We start from the raw sequence: 18,952 nt of genomic DNA on the forward strand, positions 1-18,952 counted from the left end.
CAGTATCTCGAAAAAATGACATTTTAAGTAAAATATCAGAACTTTAGCGACAGACCTGCACCATAGACCCAACCCGTTTTGGAGTCACTGGCGGTTTGCCAATTGGTTTCTTTACGCCCGTTGCTATAGCCATAACCGACATCGATAAAAGGCATCACTCGATTCTTGACGATTTCATAGCGAGTTTTGATCCCCACTTCTGCATCGGCAAGGCCTGTTTTAGCGGCATACTTGGATTCATCTCGCAGTACCCATTCCATTTCCAGATATGGCTGTAGAATCAACTTTTGAGTCAGTAACAAATCTCGTTCTGTTTCCAACACAAAGCGCCATTGTTGGTCTTGTCCGACATACAGATGTGCATCGGTTTCGAAGAAATACTGCGCCATGCCGTGAAAACCGACGACACCCTCAAATTGTTCCTTATCCACCTCACGATCAGGGTTATAGCGATAATTTACCCCAGCTTGTATATCCCAAAAATCTGCAATATTCCGACTGTATAACGCAGCCAGACTTTGCTCCGACTTTTCTGACTCAGCCTTGGCATAATCAGCAATGATGAATAATTTATTTTCATCGGTTCCCACCCAAGTTTTTAACTTGGACTTGAGCGTGCCCTGCCCATCTTCATCCAACATCCATTGCGTATCTAACTGTGTCGCCTGATAGATTTGCCCACCATGCTCCTTATAATGGCCCGCATGTTCATCTTTATTTTGCATCTGCGGGGAAATGCTTGGGCTTTGATGCTGTGAATGGTCCATCGGCATGGATGCATTCATTGTCGTGTTCTGCCGTGCCGACATATCCATTTGCATCGAGTGATCATGTCCTTCATGTGCATAGGTCAATGCGCTGAAAGAAGAGACAATGCCACCAATCGCCAATAATTGTGTATAACGTTTCATCTTAGAAGATTGCTTAGTGATGTGCATGGCTCGCTCCTTCAGATGATTGAACTGGTGTTGTTGGTGCTGCTTTGCTGTCATCCACATTGGCGACAATTAACTTACTCATCATGCCCGCACTCATGTGATACAACAGATGACAATGGATCGCCCATTCACCGATTTCATCCGCAGTCAATAAAGCCGTAACAGTCTTACCTGGTGGTACAACCAGAGTATGTTTATTTGGCATATCTTGAGGTGCCTGACCATTTTCCAGCTGCATAAACATGCCATGTAAATGCATCGGATGCGCCATCATACTGTCATTGACAAATTTGAGTCGGATACGCTCGCCATAGCGCACGGTTAAAGGCTTAAAGTCAGGATCGCTAAATTTCTTGCCATCAATGGTCCAGATATAACGCTCCATAGTTCCCCCCAAACGAATCACCACTTCACGTTCTGCTGGGCGACTATAGCTCTCAGGCTGTGGCTTTAATGATTGCAAATCTGCATAACTTAAAGCTTTATGACCTGCTGGCGTTGCCGCATTAGCCCAACCCTGCACGGTATCCGTGTTTGAGGTGTTCGTAGTGGCAGTTGATTGATGCTGGCTATGGTCCATATTGCTCATATTCATTTGAGCATGTGCACTATGATCCATAGCTGGCTCTGAGGTTGTTGCCGTCTTTGCCTTGTCTTGCGGCATCTGGTGCTGGCTATGATCCATATTCGCCATATTCATCTGCTGGTCTGATCCAGTATCCATTTTGCCCATATCCATCTGACCATGTGCACCATGATCCATGCCCATATCTTCCATGGTTAATAAGGCACGTGGACGCGCTTTAGGGATCTGAACCTTTTGCATATTGGGAGTCATGCTATTGTGCAAGGAGCCAATGGCAAAGCCAGTACGGTCAATCGACTCTGCTTCAATTTGATAATGGGCCTGTTTTGGTTCAACCAATACATCATAAGTTTCGGCTGTTCCAATACGGAATTCATCCACAGGAACAGGTTTCACGGGCTGGCCATCGGCACTGACCACGGTCATTTTTAAATTGGGAATACGTACATCAAAGAAAGACATTGCTGAAGCATTGATAAAACGTAAACGTAATTTTTCACCCGCGTTAAAAGCACCGCTCCAGTTTTGCTGTGGTGTTTGACCATTGACCAAGAAGGTATAGCCATCTACATCGCCCATGTCGGTTTTGGCCATACGCATCTGATTCCATGCGGAACGATCTTGCCATGTGGCTTTTAAACCCTGCGTTTTAACTTGCTTCCAGACATCGCCCAGTGTTTCACGATGGTTTTGGTAGTATTCAGCAGACTTTTTCAAATTCGCCATGATCTTGTCACTTTCCGTTTCATGGAAATCCGACAACATCACCACATAATCACGTTCAGCTTTTTCATGTGCAGCAACAGGTTGCTTGCCTTTTGGATAAATCACCAAAGCGCCATACAAACCATCTTGTTCCTGCCCTTTACTATGTGCATGATACCAATAGGTGCCGTTTTGACGTACTTTGAAACGGTATTCAAAACTGCCATTCGGCTTGATCCCTTTGAAACCATTAAAACCAGGTACACCATCCATTAGCCCGGGTAAAAGCAAGCCATGCCAATGTAAAGAGGTATCTTGATCTTTGAGTTGGTTATGCACATGAATGACCGCTTCATCGCCCTCTTCAAACTCTAAGAGCGGGGCGATAAATTTACCGTTTACGGTAATACGTTTGACGGGCTTGCCAGTGACATTCACCATCCCTTCATTAATGTTCAGATGGTATTCTTTAATTGCAGCCAAAGTATAAGGCGCAAACAATAGGCTTAAGCTAGCAACAACACCAGCATATAGTTTTGAAGACATGATAATTTCCTAATCTGTTAACTTTTCAAATTGCTCTTTTCATGGATAGAAAGAGCCGAGTAAAGACAGATCAGGCTTTAGGAGGGCGTAAAATCTCTTGCCAATAACCAGCAAGGTGACGAGCCTGATAATCCGTATTGGTACGGGTACTGAGCTCTAAAAATGGCGAAGATGCTAAACTTGGACTATGTTGATCTAAGCCCAGATTAATGCTTTGACAATGTGAGATACTATTGCAGTCCAGACAATGTTGATCGCTATGCATTTTCCCATCATGGCACTGTGCTGAACTCAGTGAGTCACTTTTCGAACTTGGCATATGATGATGTTGATCCATCATTTGCTGATCGTGACATGCCATAGCTGCAATTGTAGTTGAAGTATTTTGATCGGATTGAATCGCTTGAACAGCAGCAACAGCCACGCCACTTCCCCCGATGAAAAATATCATCAGGAATACAAACCACAGGCGTTTGTATCGCTTAAGAAGTTGCACTTATGTTCCTTATTCCAATCATCAAAAAAATAACTTAATGTGCCTAGGATAATTTCTTTTGCAGTTATGCACAATCATCTTTATGTTTGAATTTCGATAATTCTACTAAAACCTCGCTGCAAACTGCTGTTTTATCAAGCTAAACGGCACATCAACAAGCGTGAGCAAAAATAAAGCAAAATGAATAAGTTAATGCACAAAAAAAGGACAAAAAACTGTCCTTTTTTCGTCATTTTGTTGTGAATATAAACAACTGAAATCATTTTGTTTATTTTAACAACATCTTATCCACCTGCTTATCAACACGGTTATCCACCGAGTTATAAACAAAGTTATCCACAAGCTTATGTGAATAATAGAATGAAAATACTAAACTTCTTTTGCACCAACTTGTGCCAACTCTGCACGCATTTGATCAATCACGATTTTATAGTCCGGCTGACCAAAAATCGCTGAGCCTGCAACAAACATATCTGCACCCGCTTCTGCAATTTCACGAATATTGGCCGGCCCTACACCACCATCGACTTCCAAACGAATATCACGGCCACTGGCATCAATAATTTGACGAGCTTGGCGTAATTTTTCCAACGTCATTGGAATGAATTTTTGCCCACCAAAACCTGGGTTGACGCTCATCAATAAAATTTGATCGACTTTATCCAATACATAATCAAGATAGTGCAACGGCGTTGCTGGATTAAACACTAGGCCTGCTTTGGCGCCACCAGCCTTAATCAACTGTAACGAACGGTCAATATGATCCGTTGCTTCTGGATGGAAGGTAATAATGTCTGCACCGGCTTCCAAGAAATCACCGATCATACGATCAACAGGTGAAACCATCAGATGCACATCAATCGGCGCTTTGATGCCATAATTTTTCAGTGCCTTACAGATACCAGCGCCAAAGGTCAGGTTCGGTACATAGTGGTTATCCATCACATCAAAATGTACAACGTCTGCACCTGCAGCTAAAACTTTTTCTACGTCCTCACCTAAACGTGCAAAATCAGCAGATAAAATCGAAGGTGCAATTAAATAAGGCTTGGACATGGATGACCTGGCAAACTCTAAGAAAATGATGCATGCATTATAGCAAATTTAGCGGACTTAAGTCTGTTACAAAGTCATTATTAGGGCATTGCAAACTTGCAACACCACGTTGCATCTGCACTATTTTTATCTTTTCTTAGCTTTGCTATGGTATGGAGTGAAATAACAGGATATCGAGAACATGAACAGTACGACTCAAATCACAACCACTGAAGGGAAACGAATCAGTAAGCGTTTGCTCAACCATTGGAAACATAAGTTTGAAGTCTTGGAAACCGAAACTCATTCAAAAATTTTTATGCCGACTGCCACTGTGACCCTCACACCACAGGAACAATATTTGGCTGTACTGATTGAAAACCAACAGGAAGATGTAGCGCGCCTAGAACAGGTGGTACTGGATCATTTAAACCGTATGGCGCAACAGGAATTTGTAGCTGAATGGCAGCATAGTTAAAAAACTAGAAAAAGTGTTAAATCAGCGGGTAGATCCGTATTTCAATTCGATCTGTCCGCTTAAAATTAAAAATAGTATTTTGTTTTGGATATCATGTATGCCTTAACTAGGGAAAGCATATGAATAAGAAACTTTCATCCGTCATGTTAATGACGGCAATCATTAGCCTAACAACCATCGGCTGTAGCAAAAAACAAGAAAAGCATGAGGCTGCTGAAACAAGTGCGCCGACAACAGAACATCAATCAGCAGAAGCACAAACAAAAACAGATAGCTTCAGTATCGATCAAATTCCGATTTCAAATATTGAACTTGGAGATTTTCCATTTATTCAACGTCCTAAAGGCTATCATTTTGCTCATCAATCCACTGAAAAGTTCGCTCAAATGGAGTTTTGGGTCGGAGATCGATTAGAGAAAGTTGAAGGTCAGCTTTTTAATGGACGAATCGATGCGGAAGAGAATAACCAAGAAGCCTCTTTCTTGGATTTACAGCGTAATTTGGATGCGGTGATTATCAGCTTAGGTGGGAAAAAAATTACAGACAGTAAAATCCCGACAGAACTCAGCACCCAACTTTCAGAAAAATATGGCGTCGCTTATGTCGATGGATTAGGAGATATTTATAACAATCCGACACAAAGCTATGTGATTCATCAGAATCATCGAGATATCTGGTTTCAAATCACTCAAAGTGGGCGCTCAGCGGGTTTATTGGTCTTAGAAACTCGACCAGTAGAAATAACTGCCAAAGCCCTGTCTGCAAATCAGTTAAAAACAGCTTTGGATCAAAATAATAAAGTTGATATACGCATTAACTTTGAAACAGATAAAGCAACTCTGTTAGCAGATTCTCATGAACAAATTACCCAAATACTGAACTTATTAAAAAGTGATGATGCTCTAAAACTTGAAATTAATGGCTATACTGATAACTCGGGTGAGCCAGCGCATAATTTGAAACTCTCTCAGGCAAGAGCTCAAACTGTCGTCAAAACATTGACCGATGCAGGCATAGATCCATCCCGTTTAAAAGCGCAAGGCTTTGGCGATACCAAACCAGTTTCCAGTAACGAGAGTGACGAAGGTAAAGCAAAAAACAGAAGAGTCGAATTAGTAAAATTATAATGCTCTAAAAATTAGGGGCTGTTGGCATTTCAGCTACGCCTTATGTTATAGGCTCAAACAACAGCCCCTAAGAAGAATCTTTCGGTTATTAATTTTTTTCTAATTGAATCGCATGAAACTGTAAATGATCATCGATAAAACTTTGAATGAAGTAATAGCCGTGATCATAGCCCTTGTGTTGGCGTAAAGTCAGGTGTTGCCCTGCATCCAGACAAGCTTGCTTAAACTTTTCAGGGTTCAATTGCGCATAGAACTGATCATCTAAACCTTGATCAATTAGAATTTCATCAAATACACTGCCCTTTTGCTGAACCAAAGCCGTGGCGTCATGCGCGAGCCATTGTTGTTGATCAGACCCCAAATATTGAGTGAATGCCTTTTCACCCCAAGGACAAATACTCGGCGCACAAATCGGTGCAAAAGCCGAAACCGATTTAAATTGCTCTGGGTATTTAAAAGCCAAGGTCAAAGCACCATGTCCACCCATCGAGTGCCCCAAAATACCCATTTGGTTTTCGATCACGGGTAATTCTTGCAAGACATGCGCATATAGTTCATCAACCAGATAGGACTCCATTTGATAATGTTCTGCCCAAGGCTGTTGCGTTGCATTGAGATAAAAGCCAGCCCCCTGACCAATATCCCAATGATCACCTTGAGCGACATCATCTCCACGTGGAGAAGTATCGGGCGTAATCAAAATCAGACTTAATCGAGCAGCCATTCGTTGCGCATGTGCTTTGATGGCAAAGGTTTCTTCGCTACAAGTCAGTCCTGCAAGATAAAACAAAGCTGAACAAGGCTTCCCCGCTAAAGCAGCAGGAGGCATATAAACGCCCACCTTAGTACTTCCCCTTAAATGTTGAGATTCCAGCTGATAAATCCGTTGCTCACCCTCAAAACAGCGGTTTTTTTGCAGTAGCTGCATGTTCATCATCCTGTGTTTTGGTTATATCTGTTGAAGCGATATTCTGAGTTGGAAATAAATAGGGCTCAAGCTGTGGCAGCATCAGTTCCATATTTCGCCCGATCGCCCACTGTGGCTCAGAAGGCTCTACACCCTGTGCTACTTCCCATTTAGTCACGGTTTGCTTGGCTTGCTCAAATGCAGTTTTCATTGAATATTGTTCGCGCATCGCCAAATCAAAGAACGCTCGACCAAAATAAGTATAATCTGCTTCGTTATTACAGCCAAATGAGGTTTTATCTGCGGCAGATGCGGTAATAATTAAAGTATCGGGTGACTGTAATGCAGGAATAAAACTACCTGAATAACACGCTGAAATCACGATCACACGCCAACGAATCCCAGATTTATCCAAGGTTTCTCTTAACCATTTTGGATCAACCTGATCTAAATCCAAAGGTGCATTTTCAATTTCAAAATGATTACGCTCACCATGCGAGGTCATATACAGAAACAAGACATCACTATCCCGATTCATTTGTTGACCAATACGACGTAAAGCCAATTCCATACTGGTTTTAGAGGCAATTGGGACGTCTAAGCGTGTTGCAGGATTATTAATCAGCATAATGGAACGGCCGAAAGTTCCAAAACGCGTATCAAACTGTTCTCTTATTCGTTCGATCTCAGATTTAAACACATCCACATAGCTATCACCCGCCACACCCATAAAATACCAATGGCTTTTGGCGATATCACCATATTGAATTTGATCCAGCGCTTTATCCAGTAAATGGCTTTGTGCATAAAAAGCATCTTCTGCAAAACTTGGTGGGGTTTCTTCGACTTTCCAAATCGGCTGATCTTTCACTGAAAGTTGCCAAACCACCATGGTCGCAATGGTTGCCACAAAAACTAAGGCTCGTTCCCACCACGGCCAGTTTAAGGCGCGTGAAAAAACCCAAATCACAGCCAAACTTTGCCAAACAAACAACCCAACAAATAGTGGTGGCAGGAAGCCGTTATAAATACTGTCAGGAATGAAATTGAGATAGCCGTTTGAGCCCAAATACTGAATGATGCATTGCAACAGTAGAATATTGGTATCCAGCACCAACCATAACAAGGCAGGCACCAACATCAGACGTGGCTGGTTCATGCGTTGCGAAAGAAAAATACCGACAATGAGAGCGATGAAAGGCCAAAGTGCATAACCAATCAGACCTTGGGAGTTAAACTCTCCAACTTGGCCTGCGACTAACCAGCTATACAAAGAGTTGGTACATCCTCCTAGAATTCCCCAAATAATCAGTTGGGTAATCGAGGGATGAACGATCTGTAAGGAACGACGAGACCCGAGGAACAACCACATTCCAGCAATTTGGTTACTTTTAAAATCATGCCAGATATTAATAGAGGGTTTAAGGTCTATCATAAAATTCTTCGGGAGTTTCTCTTTTCAAGCCTAAACTGAAAATATGCCATTCTAATCATTGAATGGACAGTACTTTTCCTAAAAAACGCGATGCGCGACTGTAGTGTAAGCTCGACAAGAATTTTTTAGCAATCATGCTTTTGCACTATATCACAAATCTTTACCGAGCATTGACGCAAGCCAAACAATCATTCAATTCTGATTCAAATTTGACCTTTTGGAAAATATGCATCAAAACGGCAGGCATCACCTAACCATTGATGATCAGGGGCTTGATCTGCCAGATAAACTGCATGACGTGGACGCTTCACAATAACACGTTTAGCAATCTGTTGAGCCAAATGTAGCAGCTGATCACCTAAATCCATCTCGCCATCTTCAGGTAACAACATATGCAGCAATTGCATTTGTTTTTTGACTTGTGCCTGTTTTTTGACTGCCTGTTGATTCTGATCGCGCTGTGGGAACATTGGATCTAAATACACCACATCCACCTGCTCGCCTTGCTGAGCCAATTGCTGTAAATAGGTATTAGAATCTGCATAAATCAACTGAATCCGCTGCATAGAGCTTTGCAAAAATGGATCTTGCTCAGCTTTGGCTTTGCTATATTCCAATAGCATAAACAGAATCGGATGGCGCTCAACTAAACGAACATTCGCCCCCAGATGGGCCATCAATAAACTGTCATGCCCTAAACCTGCGGTGGCATCAATTAAGGTTGGCTTTTCACCCAACTGGCAGGCTCTGGCAATCATTTCAGATTTTAGGCTGGCTCTTTTTAGGCGAGGAATTTCAGCACGCCAATCGGGCTGCATTTTCATGCCATTGGCAGCGAGACTGAGCCCATCCTCATCCAAAACCAATGCCATGTCAGGATTCAAACGTAAAAACCGTGCATTGATCTTTTCAACTACTTGCCCGTTGAGCTGCACATTCAGTTCAGCCAAACGGGTTTGCAGTTGTTGAAACGGCTGTGCATATTCCGCTGGATACCAACATAGCATTTGCATTACCAATGCACCCAACCTGTCCACCATGTTGCAAGAATAAACAAACCAAAGATAATGCGATAATACGCAAATGCGGTGAAATCATGTTTAGACACATAACGAATCAAAGCGCGAATCACCACCAAAGCAGAAACAAAGGCAACAATGATTCCTACGCCTAATACAGCCATATCATTGCTATGCAACTCATGACGCATCTTGTACATATCCAATAAGCCTGCGCCCATCAGCACTGGGATCCCTAAAAAGAAGGAAAACTCTGCCGCAGCTTTACGTGATACGCCTAAGAATAATGAGCCAATAATGGTCGAGCCTGAACGAGACGTTCCGGGAATCAAAGCCAGACACTGAATCAAACCAATTAAAGTCGCTTGTTTAAAACTCAGATCATCCACTTCTTGAGTGACAATCTGATGTGGACGACGTTCCGCCCATAAAATAATAAAACCACCGACAATCAAGGCAATTGCAACGGTAATCGCATTAAATAAATAGGCTTTGACCACATCGCCGAAGGTCAAACCAATAATCACAATTGGAATCGAGGCAATAATCAGATTCAGGCTTAAACGACGACCTTGCTCTTGCCCTGTTAATGCACCAATCAGTGCACCCCACAATTTACCCCAATATTCATAGATCACGGCTGCAATTGCACCAATCTGTACAGCCACCGCGAACATATCTCGTTTTTCAACCGTCCAGAAATCCAACAGTTGACCAGTTAAAATCAAATGCCCTGTACTTGAAATTGGTAGAAATTCAGTAATCCCTTCCACCAATCCCATAATTGCTGCTTTAAATAGCAATAAAAGATCCATAATTAACCTTAGTTCGCTTTACCTTGTTCGGGAATTTTTTTCCAAGCATCATCACGTAAATACACAGGCAGCGCATATTCAGCATCAACCCATTTTTGTTGTGCCGCATACATGCGTGCAATCGTTGCAATGTCCTGTGCCGTTGCCTTGATGTTGACATTTGACGTGTGCTGAATGGAAGCCGCTTCTGAGTCTAAGTCAGTTGGCTTAATTAATTCTGAACCTGAACCAATCGCTGTAAATTGACAATACGCCGTGGCCTGCTCATAACTTAACAATTTCTCATCATCAATGGCCTGCATCATGCCCTGCTCATCTAGACTAAAATTGGCAATATAGACTTCTTGCATACGCGCATCGAGAACGGCCGTCACCTGCTCTAAGCCATTGAGACGATAAGCCGCCTGCGCCAAAGCTTGTAAACTTGAAACAGGAATCACAGGTAAATCTTGCGACCACGCGAGTGCCTGTGCTACAGCCGCATTGATACGCACACCACTGAATGAACCTGGACCACGACTAAATGCAATTGCAGTTAAGTCGGCCAATTGCGTATTGGTTTGCAACAAGGCTTGTTCAGTTAAAGGTAAAATGGTTTGAGTTTGTGCCTTGGTTCGCTCATCCAATTGAAAATAGAGTTCTTGAGTATCATCAATTAATGAAACAGAACACTGCTCATTTGCAGTTTCCAATGCAAGCAACTTCATGCAAAAACCTTAGAGAAAAAGAGATAAAAAACGTCGAGTATCATACTCCACTCAAACGCGATAGGCGAGTTATTGTGTTTTTATCACCATAAAAAAGCCAAGCATAAACTTGGCTTCTTAAACTGAAATAATTAGAACTGGAACGGTTCTAAATCTAAGAAATTTTTATAATGTTCTGCATAATGCAATGCACTTAAACGCAATCGGGCAACCCCCTGCTCATCCAGCGTTTTCACCACTTTACCCGGTGATCCCATCACCACTGAATTGTCTGGAATCACTTTCCCTTCAGGAATCAGTGCATTGGCTCCAATAATACAATTCTTGCCAATCACAGCATTATTCAAAATCACTGCATTCATACCGATTAAGGAATTATCGCCAATCGTACAACCATGCAGCATCACCTTATGCCCAATCGTGACATATTCGCCTACATTCAGCTCAATGCCTGCATCGGTATGCAGTACTGCATTTTCCTGAATATTAGAGAAGTTACCAATCCGAATCACGCAATTATCAGCACGAACCACGGCACCAAACCAAATGCTGACCTGACGTCCTAATTCAGCCTGACCAATCACGGTCGCCGTGGGTGCAACCCAACCATCCCAAGGTTCATGTAAAGCTTTTGGACTCAATCCTTGATAGGTATACATCATGATAAATAACTCTTAAAAAATTAGAATTTAGATAAACCAAAATGAGGCGGATTCACCAAGAATGGCCAATTCTTTTGATAACCCAATCCATATTGAAATAAAGAAATTAACATGCGAGCCGTAAGTCCCCACACAATTTCACTTTCCACCTGCATACTTGGAAAATAAAGCGACTGTCGTGCTAGACGGACTTCATAAGGCAAAGGGGGGGCATCCATCAATTCTTGTAATGGTGCAAAGAAAATTCGATCAATTTCTGTAGGTTGAGCTATTAAATCGACTTGAGCGGGTATTAATCCCACAATGGGTTTGACAGACAGACCACTCCGCGCACGCTGAATCGGTAAATCACCCAGCAGCTTCACATCAAATGGATTTAAAGCTGTTTCTTCCTGAGCCTCACGTAAAGCTACCACGATATTACTGGTATCACTCGGATCACGTTTGCCACCAGGGAAAGATACTTCCCCTGCATGTTGAGACAGTTGCATTGAACGGCGTGTCAGTAGAACTTTCGGTTGCGGTTCTTGGGTAATGGCAATCAAAACAGCAGCATCCGCCTGCTGGATTCGCTTGGAAAAACGCAACCGTTGTTGTAAAAGCTGTATTAACGATGGTTCTTCCATATGACTCATCTCTTTTTTCTCTTTTTCCTTATCCAGCATCATAGCTGAAATTTTAACTGCAATCATAGATCATGATGCGAAGTCATCAAAATTCAGTTATGCTGAGCTATCTCTACGGCTGATGATAATTATGAGCTTTTGCGTTGCGTGTGGACATCAAACTGAAGCAAAAATTCCACTCGGTGATCATAAAACACGACTTGTCTGCACTCATTGTGGCAATATTCACTACGAAAATCCCAAAGTGATTTGCGGTGCATTGGCCCTTTGGGATGACAAAGTGCTGTTATGTCGCCGCGCAATTGAGCCTCGCTATGGTCTGTGGACCTTACCTGCTGGTTATATGGAATTATTTGAGACCATGGAGCAAGGTGCTGCAAGAGAAACCCGTGAAGAAGCTGAGGCCGAAGTAGAAATCGAACAACTGTATTGTATGTACAATATCCCACGTATCGGGCAAATTTATGTTTTATTCAAAGCACAATTAAAACAAGGCTTATTTGGTGCTGGTGAAGAAAGTATTGAATGTCGTCTATTTGAAGAACATGAAATTCCTTGGACTGAACTGGCTTTTCCAAGTGTAGAACAAACACTCCGACATTATTTTAATGATCGTAAAACCGGACAGTTCCCTCCCCATCTGGAAACACTGGGAACCCGACTCGACCATACGGGTTAAAATATAAAAGACCGCAATTGCGGTCTTTTTTTCAAGCATTCACTTAAGACTTTATTTTAATGGCATTACATGCAGGACGATTTTGATCTGCGATACGAATACTCGCAGTTCCTTGATAACCTTTTGCAAAAGCACGCTCTTGAGCCGTTGGTTCAACAAACTTGCTCTTATCTGTTCCTTCTTTATCATAAGCATTGATATAAGCGGTCAGATATAAAGCAGAATTATTCAACCAAGAAACCGTATTATTTGAGAAGTTGGTTAAGTTAATTCCTGTGGCTTGGCCATTTAATAAGTTATGCACATTGATTTTCGCACCACTAATATTATTTTGACCATTTAAGGAGGTAAAGTTTAACCCTAGTAATACACCTTCAATAGCACCAAATTTTGGATTTGCTAAAATCATACGCACAGTAATTGATTTATCATTCGCTGAATAAAGTGCCCCACCTGTCGTACCCACTCGATATTGTGTTACACCATACTCATCAATAAATGTACCATCTGCTTGTGGTTCTGCTTTGGCGCAGCTCCCTGACATATCTGTTGCGGTTGCATCCTTTTTAATATCAGTGCGAATATCACCGTGTTCATCAATTACAATCCCTAAATCAACTGATGGAAGGGTGGTCTCTTGAAATTTAAAAGTCAGAGTTGCGTATAATGGGAATGCATAACGCTGCCCCGATCTAACATTCGCTTCTGTAGTAAAGACATCTTTTGGTAAATAACTAGCTGGGTTGACCTTAAATACATCGGTTACCCCTTTATAGTTAATGCCAGCGACACTTTGCTGCCATAAACCCAAATCTTTTGCATTGTTAAATGGGTCCGTCGATTTAAGTTTCATCAACTGTCTATAGACAGCTTCAGTACTGGCGATATTGGTTCCATTAATTAACTTACCTTGTGTCATTAACACATCTTCAGTTGTATTATTGTTTAATGTAAAACGTAGTGGCTGATTCGAGTTAATCTCTTGATTAACCAAGTTAAACCATTCTTTTTGTGCTTTAATTTGCAGCTTTTCTGGTTTCGTTGTTCCAAGCAATACGATAGGCGGAGATACAACACCATTGGTAATAATCGGGCTTCCTCGCCACTGCTGACCATAACCAATCGTATAGCCTTGACGGTCTGTTAATAATTCAAACCGCCCCATCGAGTGCCGTAAACTAGCCCCGTTGTCCCCACCGATATTGAGACAGTCCTTATAAACCTCTCTATTACATCCAAAAAGACCATCAGGAAATATACCACTTCCTTCATTAGGAACTTCCACAACTGTACCATTGCTACCGGCTTTAAAAAGAGGTAACTCTGCATACAATATCCCCACATTACTTAAATTGAGTAATTGTGTGACAACGGCAAAAGCCTGCTCATCATTAATTTTGCTTACATCTAACCATGGCTTTAAAATTTCAACATATGCGCCACTGCTTAATTCAGTGCTCCCAATATCACGACTGATAGCAGCAAGCGTATTTTTCTTTTCCGTGGTGAACTCAATTGGTTGTACATCACCAATGACATTCATATCATTTGCAACACTCTGACTCTGAAAAATTTTAGCCAAAGCCATGGCAACTCTGATCGTGTCATCACTGATACTTAAGCTAGCAGGTGTCTGTCCCGTTAAACCTGTTGCTAAATCAAGAATTCTGATTCGCGCAGGTACTGCTGCTACTTTTGTTTTTGTAATTTTATCTAATTGAACTGTACCTAAACTAATTTTTCTTGGGCTTTCAGCACCTTGAAGATAAAAAGTTACCGTATCACCGAGCTTACACGCACCTGTAACGATATTGCCGTCTAGTTTTGTAGCAAAGTGATTGACCTTATCACTGCTACAATCAAAATTTAAACCCGCTACTGGGTAATCTAGAACAAACTGTAAACAATCCGTCGAAGTAATATCACAACTGCTATTTGAAGTTACCCCTGTTACACCTTTATTAGGGTCTTCATTGATTTTGGCACTTTCACCACCACAACCATGTAAAAAAATAGCCAACGTTGAAAGCGCAAATGGCAATAATTTTTTTTTGTTCATCATTGGTTAATCCTATCCATGATTACTGTAAAACAGAAATTTTTATCTGTCCTTGATTAGAAAGTTCTTGTTCAGAAACATCGACCGCCGATGCTAATGGCGTCATCATCATGTAATGAGCACCTACTGGTACTTTTATCACACCTTGGATACCCGAATGTTGTAACACTGTCGCAGCAGTTTTACTATTTTTAAATCCACTTACACCCTCTTCAATACACCCTTTTTCATCCAAAAATACAACTAAAGGCCAGTAATAAACAGGTTTTTCATTATTGGAAGAATATGAATCAATTTGCATATACTGAATAGAAGAGTCTAGTTTCACTAGCTCATATTCAAATTTTTCCTTAAGCGGCTTTCTCGGCCACAATCCTATATCTTTTTTAGGTGTCAGCGTTTTGATTGATTTCTTATAACTCTCTAAAAAACAACGATCATTTTCAAAAGCTGATTTTAGATCATCACTCGATAAACGGATATAAGTGCCAGATAACGCAATTGGAGCTGCTGACTGCTGTGATCGATTTAAAAGTTTATCAAGAACTGACCGGCTTACTCCTTTTTTTCGTTCTATCGTTTCAGTACGCCCAGTGCCGTCAGGTATCGTATAAAAGCGTTTTTTTCCATCCAAATTAAATTCTTGATTTTCTAAATATTCATTATTGACATAATCAACACCATCAACCTTATTAAATCCAACTATTGAGGTCGTTCCATTTGAAGAATTAGAAACACTTTTAGTTAATGGTGTTTTTTCTACAACCGTTGGTATTTTTTCGACTGTTGGCTTCTCTATCGTCAAAGAGTTGGAAGATACTTGTGTCTCTGTTAATTTTTTAGTTGGTACTGAAGATTCTTTTCCAGATTCATTATTGACTATCTTCGTCGTTTTAGATGAATCGACTGCTCGTTCAATAACTTTAGGCTCTGGGACTTTTGACTCAATTAAAATCTTTTTCGCTGTATTTTGTTGGCTTTGCTTGGTTTCAAATGATTTAGGGGATTCTACCGCCCTTTTCTGTTCAAGCGGTACAATTACACTCTCGACTGGATTGTTCTTAGTAATAGTTGGTTGTGATGCTTTTTCAGCATGAGGAGGTTCCTGTTGCTGCTTACGAGGCTCTGCTTCTTTTTTTCCAATTTTCATAGGCACAACCATTGGACGACCATCTGGACCAATAATCGTATAGAAACCATCCGCATAAACAGTCGAAACACTTGATACCATTAAAAGTAATAATGAAATAGCAAGTGCCGATTGCTGAGTCCTTTTCTTTTGCATTACCATCTTGTTCTGTAGTTAATCCCGAGTAAAGTTACTTTTGTATTTGTTTTGACGTTCAAACCAGCATAAGGGTTTAATAACAGGTTATTCACCCCTGTTTGGTTTGAAAGACTACTGGTATTTGCAGGAATATCATCACGGCTACGTAAAAAGCCAAGTGATAAATCTAAATCTGTGTCCTGATCAAAACGATAACCGATCCCTAAACCGAACAATTGTGCATTGTTAATCGGCACCATGGTATTTCGTTTATCATCAGGAATTGAACTAGTACGAGGCTCATAGCCCATACGTAATTTCAAGCGATCTGTTGCGGAATACTCAAAGCCAATCCCCCAACGCCAAGAAGACTGAAACTTTAATGGTAAAGATAATGATCGGTCGGTTACATCGTTAGATAAAAGCTTAGCAACTTTTAACAAAGAAATTTGGCGATCAAATTCAAATTTAAACTTGTCCCAAGCAGAGAAATCCGTCCAACCTAAATCAAAGTTCATTTGTAAATCAGGGAATATTTTATATTTAATCCCAGCTTTAAAATGCTGTGGATATTTAAAATCCATTGCTAACAACCCAGATTCTATTGGGGGTGCATAACTTGGGAATCCTAAAATTGCAGCAAGAATCTGACCTGTCGCAGATGAGTTCAACCCGGCAATTAATTGTTGTGGCGCTTCCGCAACATTAATTAAATATTTACCTTTTAACCGCATCTTCGCTTCGCTTTGGTACACCATCCCGAAGCTAAAATCATCCGTAGGTTCCCACAATAAACCCAAGTTATAACTTGGACTTAAGGACTGTTCCAGTGAAACATCCAGAGATCCGACCTTACTAAAAGGATCCATCCCTTGTTGAGCATTACAGATACCAAACAGTAAGAGGTCTGTAATAATGTCGCCATTTTGCTTAAACGGCCCACAAACGACTTCATCGACCATACGTAATACCCCAATCAGCTCGTTTGGGAAACGTAAATCCGTTTTCATGGCAATGGCTTGATAGGACATCCCGATTGAAGCGCCAAGATATAAATTATCATTGACCTGATAACCAAATGAAGGCGACAAATAGGTAATTCGCTCTAGAGCAACTTGCTGCCCCATATAGTTACTTGGATTACCATCTTCTGCACCGAAACCAGCTACAAGTGGTGCATAAATTGCAGTTGCGTAAGTTACTTTTGAACCAGGTGGTTTATAAGAAATACCAGCCGTCGGTGCAACTAATGGGGAGTTCGGTCCTAAATCTACAATTTTCTTTAAAACAGGTACATAAATACTGGCATATTCAACATCACCACTTACCGTTCCTTTAAAGTCAGTACAAATATTCGAGTCTACTTCAGGCCCATCATTACAAACAATCGGATCATCCGAATAGCCAAAAACATTGTAGCCAGCTGGCGCAGCATAATCTCGTTTAATAGCAAAGTTAGCTAGAATCCCTTGCACATCAGTCTGCAAACCATCCAGTTTAGCAAGTGCTGCAGGGTTGAAGTGAACTGCACTAATTCCAGGGGGATCTGCGGTGACTGCATTCCCTAGTGATAAAGAACGTAAATCTACAGATAGGTCTTGTCCGAGTTGTGCATGGGTAGCACTCGATAGCCCAGCAAAAAAAATCGCTATCGTTAATGGACATAATTTAAGGTGTTTCACCATTATTACATCTCCTTAACGAGCTTTTTTACCAAAACCTATGATATCAAGCGGGAAAGATAAGCCTAGTGATACATCTGGCGCATCTTCCGTTAAACCGATCCCGACAGTACCATTGACAATTGTTTCAGGTGATACCCGCACCCCTAAAGCAAATGACAACATAGCACTACTCTGGTCAGCAGATTTATAGCTTTCATCATTCTCGAAATAGAATTTAGCCCCGGTATTAAAGCTTTGCTGATATGACATGGTCAATGACACGTCATAGTTAAATGAATAGGCAAAACCAAAAGAGAATCCACCGCTGAGACCTGGATCAAAACTTTCTAAAACACGGCTTCCGCGCAATTGATTGAGTCCAGACTCCTTTAGACCATAACTAGTTGAAACTGATGCAAACAATACGACAGGGTCAATATATTTACGTGTACTTGCTCCAGCACCAACTGAATAATAACCTTTACCTGTTGATAGCTCATCTACCCCTACTTCATATGGGCTGTCACCTGTTTTAGTTGATAAGCTACCAAATAGAACCAAAGGCAAACGGCCCTGTTTTAACGGAAAAGGTTCCCAACGCGCACCAAAATTAATATCACCTAAACCTGCAGCTGTTTGGTCTTTCAATAATTCTTTTTTCGCCACAAAAGGTAACGAAGCAGATAACGTTACATTGTCTAATAAACCATACTGAACCGTAAACGTATTGGTTAAAGTATGGTTAGCATCTTCTTCTACACGTAATCTAGATAATGAGCTATTACTATCATTCAGAGCCAAATCAAGGCGACTATCACGATAATATGTATAGTCCAAATCATAATAAGATGAAAAAATACCTTTCTTAATTAATGAATACTGGCGCTCATTTGATGTGAATACTTCTTGTAAATTAGTTTCCTGTGTTGCATCAGTTTCTTTTTTTTGTAAAGCACTCGCAGCTTGGTCTGCCTGATTCCCCTCAGTGACCGCACTGGTATCTACAACAGGATTTGCTGGACTTTCAGCAACTGTATTCACTGGGACTTCAGCTACTGATGCCTGATCTGTTCCAGATGCTACAGGCTCAACAGGTGATGGTTGTTCTGCTGCGTAAAGTGTTGATGTGATTGCGCTTAAACTCAAGGCTAACACACTCATATTCATCCATGTACGATTCATTTTACTTTGCATCCTATTA

At 41.2% G+C, this 18,952-nt stretch carries 18 protein-coding genes; 3 read left to right on the forward strand and 15 right to left on the reverse strand.

Annotated features, from left to right (window positions below):
• Nucleotides 1-35 precede the first annotated feature (35 nt).
• The 4 genes from F896_RS04490 to rpe all read right to left on the reverse strand — a co-directional run bounded on the left by F896_RS04490 (nucleotide 36) and on the right by rpe (nucleotide 4,327).
• Complete coding sequence (locus tag F896_RS04490; protein ID WP_016164636.1) at nucleotides 36-938, reverse strand: copper resistance protein B; 903 nt, start codon at nucleotides 936-938, stop codon at nucleotides 36-38.
• A complete protein-coding gene (locus F896_RS04485; protein WP_016164637.1) occupies nucleotides 925-2,775 on the reverse strand; it encodes a copper resistance system multicopper oxidase in 1,851 nt (616 codons plus the stop codon). The genes F896_RS04490 and F896_RS04485 overlap by 14 nt, the downstream gene beginning before the upstream one ends.
• A 70-nt stretch (nucleotides 2,776-2,845) precedes the next feature.
• Nucleotides 2,846-3,271 carry a hypothetical protein gene (locus F896_RS04480; protein WP_016164638.1) on the reverse strand — a complete coding sequence of 142 codons (426 nt, stop codon included), beginning with the start codon at nucleotides 3,269-3,271 and terminating at the stop codon, nucleotides 2,846-2,848.
• 369 nt (nucleotides 3,272-3,640) lie between these two features.
• Entirely contained in the window at nucleotides 3,641-4,327 is a 687-nt protein-coding gene (rpe, locus tag F896_RS04475; RefSeq protein ID WP_016164639.1) for a ribulose-phosphate 3-epimerase, read from the reverse strand.
• A 181-nt stretch (nucleotides 4,328-4,508) separates the two neighbouring features.
• On the opposite strand from rpe, the gene F896_RS04470 reads away from it, so the two are divergent.
• Both F896_RS04470 and F896_RS04465 read left to right on the forward strand, forming a co-directional pair.
• Entirely contained in the window at nucleotides 4,509-4,784 is a 276-nt protein-coding gene (locus F896_RS04470) for a DUF2218 domain-containing protein (protein WP_016164640.1), read from the forward strand.
• 119 nt (nucleotides 4,785-4,903) lie between these two features.
• Complete coding sequence (locus F896_RS04465) at nucleotides 4,904-5,911, forward strand: OmpA family protein (protein ID WP_016164641.1); 1,008 nt, start codon at nucleotides 4,904-4,906, stop codon at nucleotides 5,909-5,911.
• An 88-nt stretch (nucleotides 5,912-5,999) separates the two neighbouring features.
• Here the strand turns inward: F896_RS04465 and fghA are convergent, their stop codons facing one another.
• The 7 genes from fghA to F896_RS04430 all read right to left on the reverse strand — a co-directional run bounded on the left by fghA (nucleotide 6,000) and on the right by F896_RS04430 (nucleotide 12,091).
• Nucleotides 6,000-6,839 carry an S-formylglutathione hydrolase gene (gene fghA, locus F896_RS04460; RefSeq protein WP_016164642.1) on the reverse strand — a complete coding sequence of 280 codons (840 nt, stop codon included), beginning with the start codon at nucleotides 6,837-6,839 and terminating at the stop codon, nucleotides 6,000-6,002.
• Nucleotides 6,808-8,253, reverse strand: coding sequence for a C13 family peptidase (locus F896_RS04455; RefSeq protein ID WP_016164643.1), 1,446 nt, complete (start codon nucleotides 8,251-8,253; stop codon nucleotides 6,808-6,810). The genes fghA and F896_RS04455 overlap by 32 nt, the downstream gene beginning before the upstream one ends.
• Nucleotides 8,254-8,456: 203 nt before the next feature.
• Nucleotides 8,457-9,266: a class I SAM-dependent methyltransferase gene (locus tag F896_RS04450; protein ID WP_016164644.1), complete on the reverse strand. Its 810-nt coding sequence runs from the start codon at nucleotides 9,264-9,266 to the stop codon at nucleotides 8,457-8,459.
• Nucleotides 9,266-10,087, reverse strand: a complete 822-nt coding sequence (locus F896_RS04445; RefSeq protein ID WP_004655558.1) for an undecaprenyl-diphosphate phosphatase — start codon at nucleotides 10,085-10,087, stop codon at nucleotides 9,266-9,268. The genes F896_RS04450 and F896_RS04445 overlap by 1 nt, the downstream gene beginning before the upstream one ends.
• 8 nt (nucleotides 10,088-10,095) lie before the next feature.
• Nucleotides 10,096-10,794 carry a tRNA (adenosine(37)-N6)-threonylcarbamoyltransferase complex dimerization subunit type 1 TsaB gene (gene tsaB, locus F896_RS04440; RefSeq protein WP_016164645.1) on the reverse strand — a complete coding sequence of 233 codons (699 nt, stop codon included), beginning with the start codon at nucleotides 10,792-10,794 and terminating at the stop codon, nucleotides 10,096-10,098.
• A gap of 131 nt (nucleotides 10,795-10,925) precedes the next feature.
• Nucleotides 10,926-11,453: a gamma carbonic anhydrase family protein gene (locus tag F896_RS04435; protein WP_171069713.1), complete on the reverse strand. Its 528-nt coding sequence runs from the start codon at nucleotides 11,451-11,453 to the stop codon at nucleotides 10,926-10,928.
• A 23-nt stretch (nucleotides 11,454-11,476) separates the two neighbouring features.
• Nucleotides 11,477-12,091, reverse strand: coding sequence for a CoA pyrophosphatase (locus F896_RS04430; protein WP_171066435.1), 615 nt, complete (start codon nucleotides 12,089-12,091; stop codon nucleotides 11,477-11,479).
• Nucleotides 12,092-12,212: 121 nt separating this feature from the next.
• Here F896_RS04430 and F896_RS04425 point away from each other — a divergent pair, with 121 nt between their 5' ends.
• The gene (locus tag F896_RS04425) at nucleotides 12,213-12,761 is read left to right on the forward strand and encodes an NUDIX hydrolase (protein WP_016164648.1); all 549 of its coding nucleotides are present in this window, start codon (nucleotides 12,213-12,215) and stop codon (nucleotides 12,759-12,761) included.
• 43 nt (nucleotides 12,762-12,804) lie between these two features.
• Here the strand turns inward: F896_RS04425 and F896_RS04420 are convergent, their stop codons facing one another.
• Genes F896_RS04420 through F896_RS04405 form a run of 4 tightly spaced genes read right to left on the reverse strand, consistent with a single transcriptional unit; the run spans nucleotide 12,805 to nucleotide 18,933 of the window.
• Nucleotides 12,805-14,823, reverse strand: a complete 2,019-nt coding sequence (locus F896_RS04420) for a putative pilus system protein FilF (protein ID WP_016164649.1) — start codon at nucleotides 14,821-14,823, stop codon at nucleotides 12,805-12,807.
• Between the two features lie 19 nt (nucleotides 14,824-14,842).
• The gene (gene filE / locus F896_RS04415) at nucleotides 14,843-16,105 is read right to left on the reverse strand and encodes a putative pilus assembly protein FilE (RefSeq protein WP_016164650.1); all 1,263 of its coding nucleotides are present in this window, start codon (nucleotides 16,103-16,105) and stop codon (nucleotides 14,843-14,845) included.
• On the reverse strand, nucleotides 16,105-17,769 hold the full coding sequence (locus F896_RS04410; protein ID WP_171069714.1) for a putative pilus system OmpP1/FadL family transporter FilD: 1,665 nt from the start codon (nucleotides 17,767-17,769) through the stop codon (nucleotides 16,105-16,107). The genes filE and F896_RS04410 overlap by 1 nt, the downstream gene beginning before the upstream one ends.
• Nucleotides 17,770-17,784: 15 nt before the next feature.
• The gene (locus F896_RS04405) at nucleotides 17,785-18,933 is read right to left on the reverse strand and encodes a putative pilus system protein FilC (protein WP_016164652.1); all 1,149 of its coding nucleotides are present in this window, start codon (nucleotides 18,931-18,933) and stop codon (nucleotides 17,785-17,787) included.
• Nucleotides 18,934-18,952: the final 19 nt, after the last annotated feature.

The organism is Acinetobacter genomosp. 15BJ, assembly GCF_000400715.1.
In the GTDB taxonomy this organism is placed as follows: Bacteria; Pseudomonadota; Gammaproteobacteria; order Pseudomonadales; family Moraxellaceae; genus Acinetobacter.

What these genes read in the sequence shown, in the direction of transcription:
- F896_RS04490 (WP_016164636.1), bottom strand. Translation starts at nt 938, where the DNA reads ATGCACATCACTAAGCAATCTTCTAAGATGAAACGTTATACACAATTA.
- F896_RS04485 (WP_016164637.1), bottom strand. Translation starts at nt 2,775, where the DNA reads ATGTCTTCAAAACTATATGCTGGTGTTGTTGCTAGCTTAAGCCTATTG.
- rpe (WP_016164639.1), bottom strand. Translation starts at nt 4,327, where the DNA reads ATGTCCAAGCCTTATTTAATTGCACCTTCGATTTTATCTGCTGATTTT.
- F896_RS04470 (WP_016164640.1), top strand. Translation starts at nt 4,509, where the DNA reads ATGAACAGTACGACTCAAATCACAACCACTGAAGGGAAACGAATCAGT.
- F896_RS04465 (WP_016164641.1), top strand. Translation starts at nt 4,904, where the DNA reads ATGAATAAGAAACTTTCATCCGTCATGTTAATGACGGCAATCATTAGC.
- fghA (WP_016164642.1), bottom strand. Translation starts at nt 6,839, where the DNA reads ATGCAGCTACTGCAAAAAAACCGCTGTTTTGAGGGTGAGCAACGGATT.
- F896_RS04455 (WP_016164643.1), bottom strand. Translation starts at nt 8,253, where the DNA reads ATGATAGACCTTAAACCCTCTATTAATATCTGGCATGATTTTAAAAGT.
- F896_RS04450 (WP_016164644.1), bottom strand. Translation starts at nt 9,266, where the DNA reads ATGCAAATGCTATGTTGGTATCCAGCGGAATATGCACAGCCGTTTCAA.
- F896_RS04445 (WP_004655558.1), bottom strand. Translation starts at nt 10,087, where the DNA reads ATGGATCTTTTATTGCTATTTAAAGCAGCAATTATGGGATTGGTGGAA.
- tsaB (WP_016164645.1), bottom strand. Translation starts at nt 10,794, where the DNA reads ATGAAGTTGCTTGCATTGGAAACTGCAAATGAGCAGTGTTCTGTTTCA.
- F896_RS04435 (WP_171069713.1), bottom strand. Translation starts at nt 11,453, where the DNA reads ATGTATACCTATCAAGGATTGAGTCCAAAAGCTTTACATGAACCTTGG.
- F896_RS04430 (WP_171066435.1), bottom strand. Translation starts at nt 12,091, where the DNA reads ATGAGTCATATGGAAGAACCATCGTTAATACAGCTTTTACAACAACGG.
- F896_RS04425 (WP_016164648.1), top strand. Translation starts at nt 12,213, where the DNA reads ATGAGCTTTTGCGTTGCGTGTGGACATCAAACTGAAGCAAAAATTCCA.
- F896_RS04420 (WP_016164649.1), bottom strand. Translation starts at nt 14,823, where the DNA reads ATGATGAACAAAAAAAAATTATTGCCATTTGCGCTTTCAACGTTGGCT.
- filE (WP_016164650.1), bottom strand. Translation starts at nt 16,105, where the DNA reads ATGCAAAAGAAAAGGACTCAGCAATCGGCACTTGCTATTTCATTATTA.
- F896_RS04405 (WP_016164652.1), bottom strand. Translation starts at nt 18,933, where the DNA reads ATGAATCGTACATGGATGAATATGAGTGTGTTAGCCTTGAGTTTAAGC.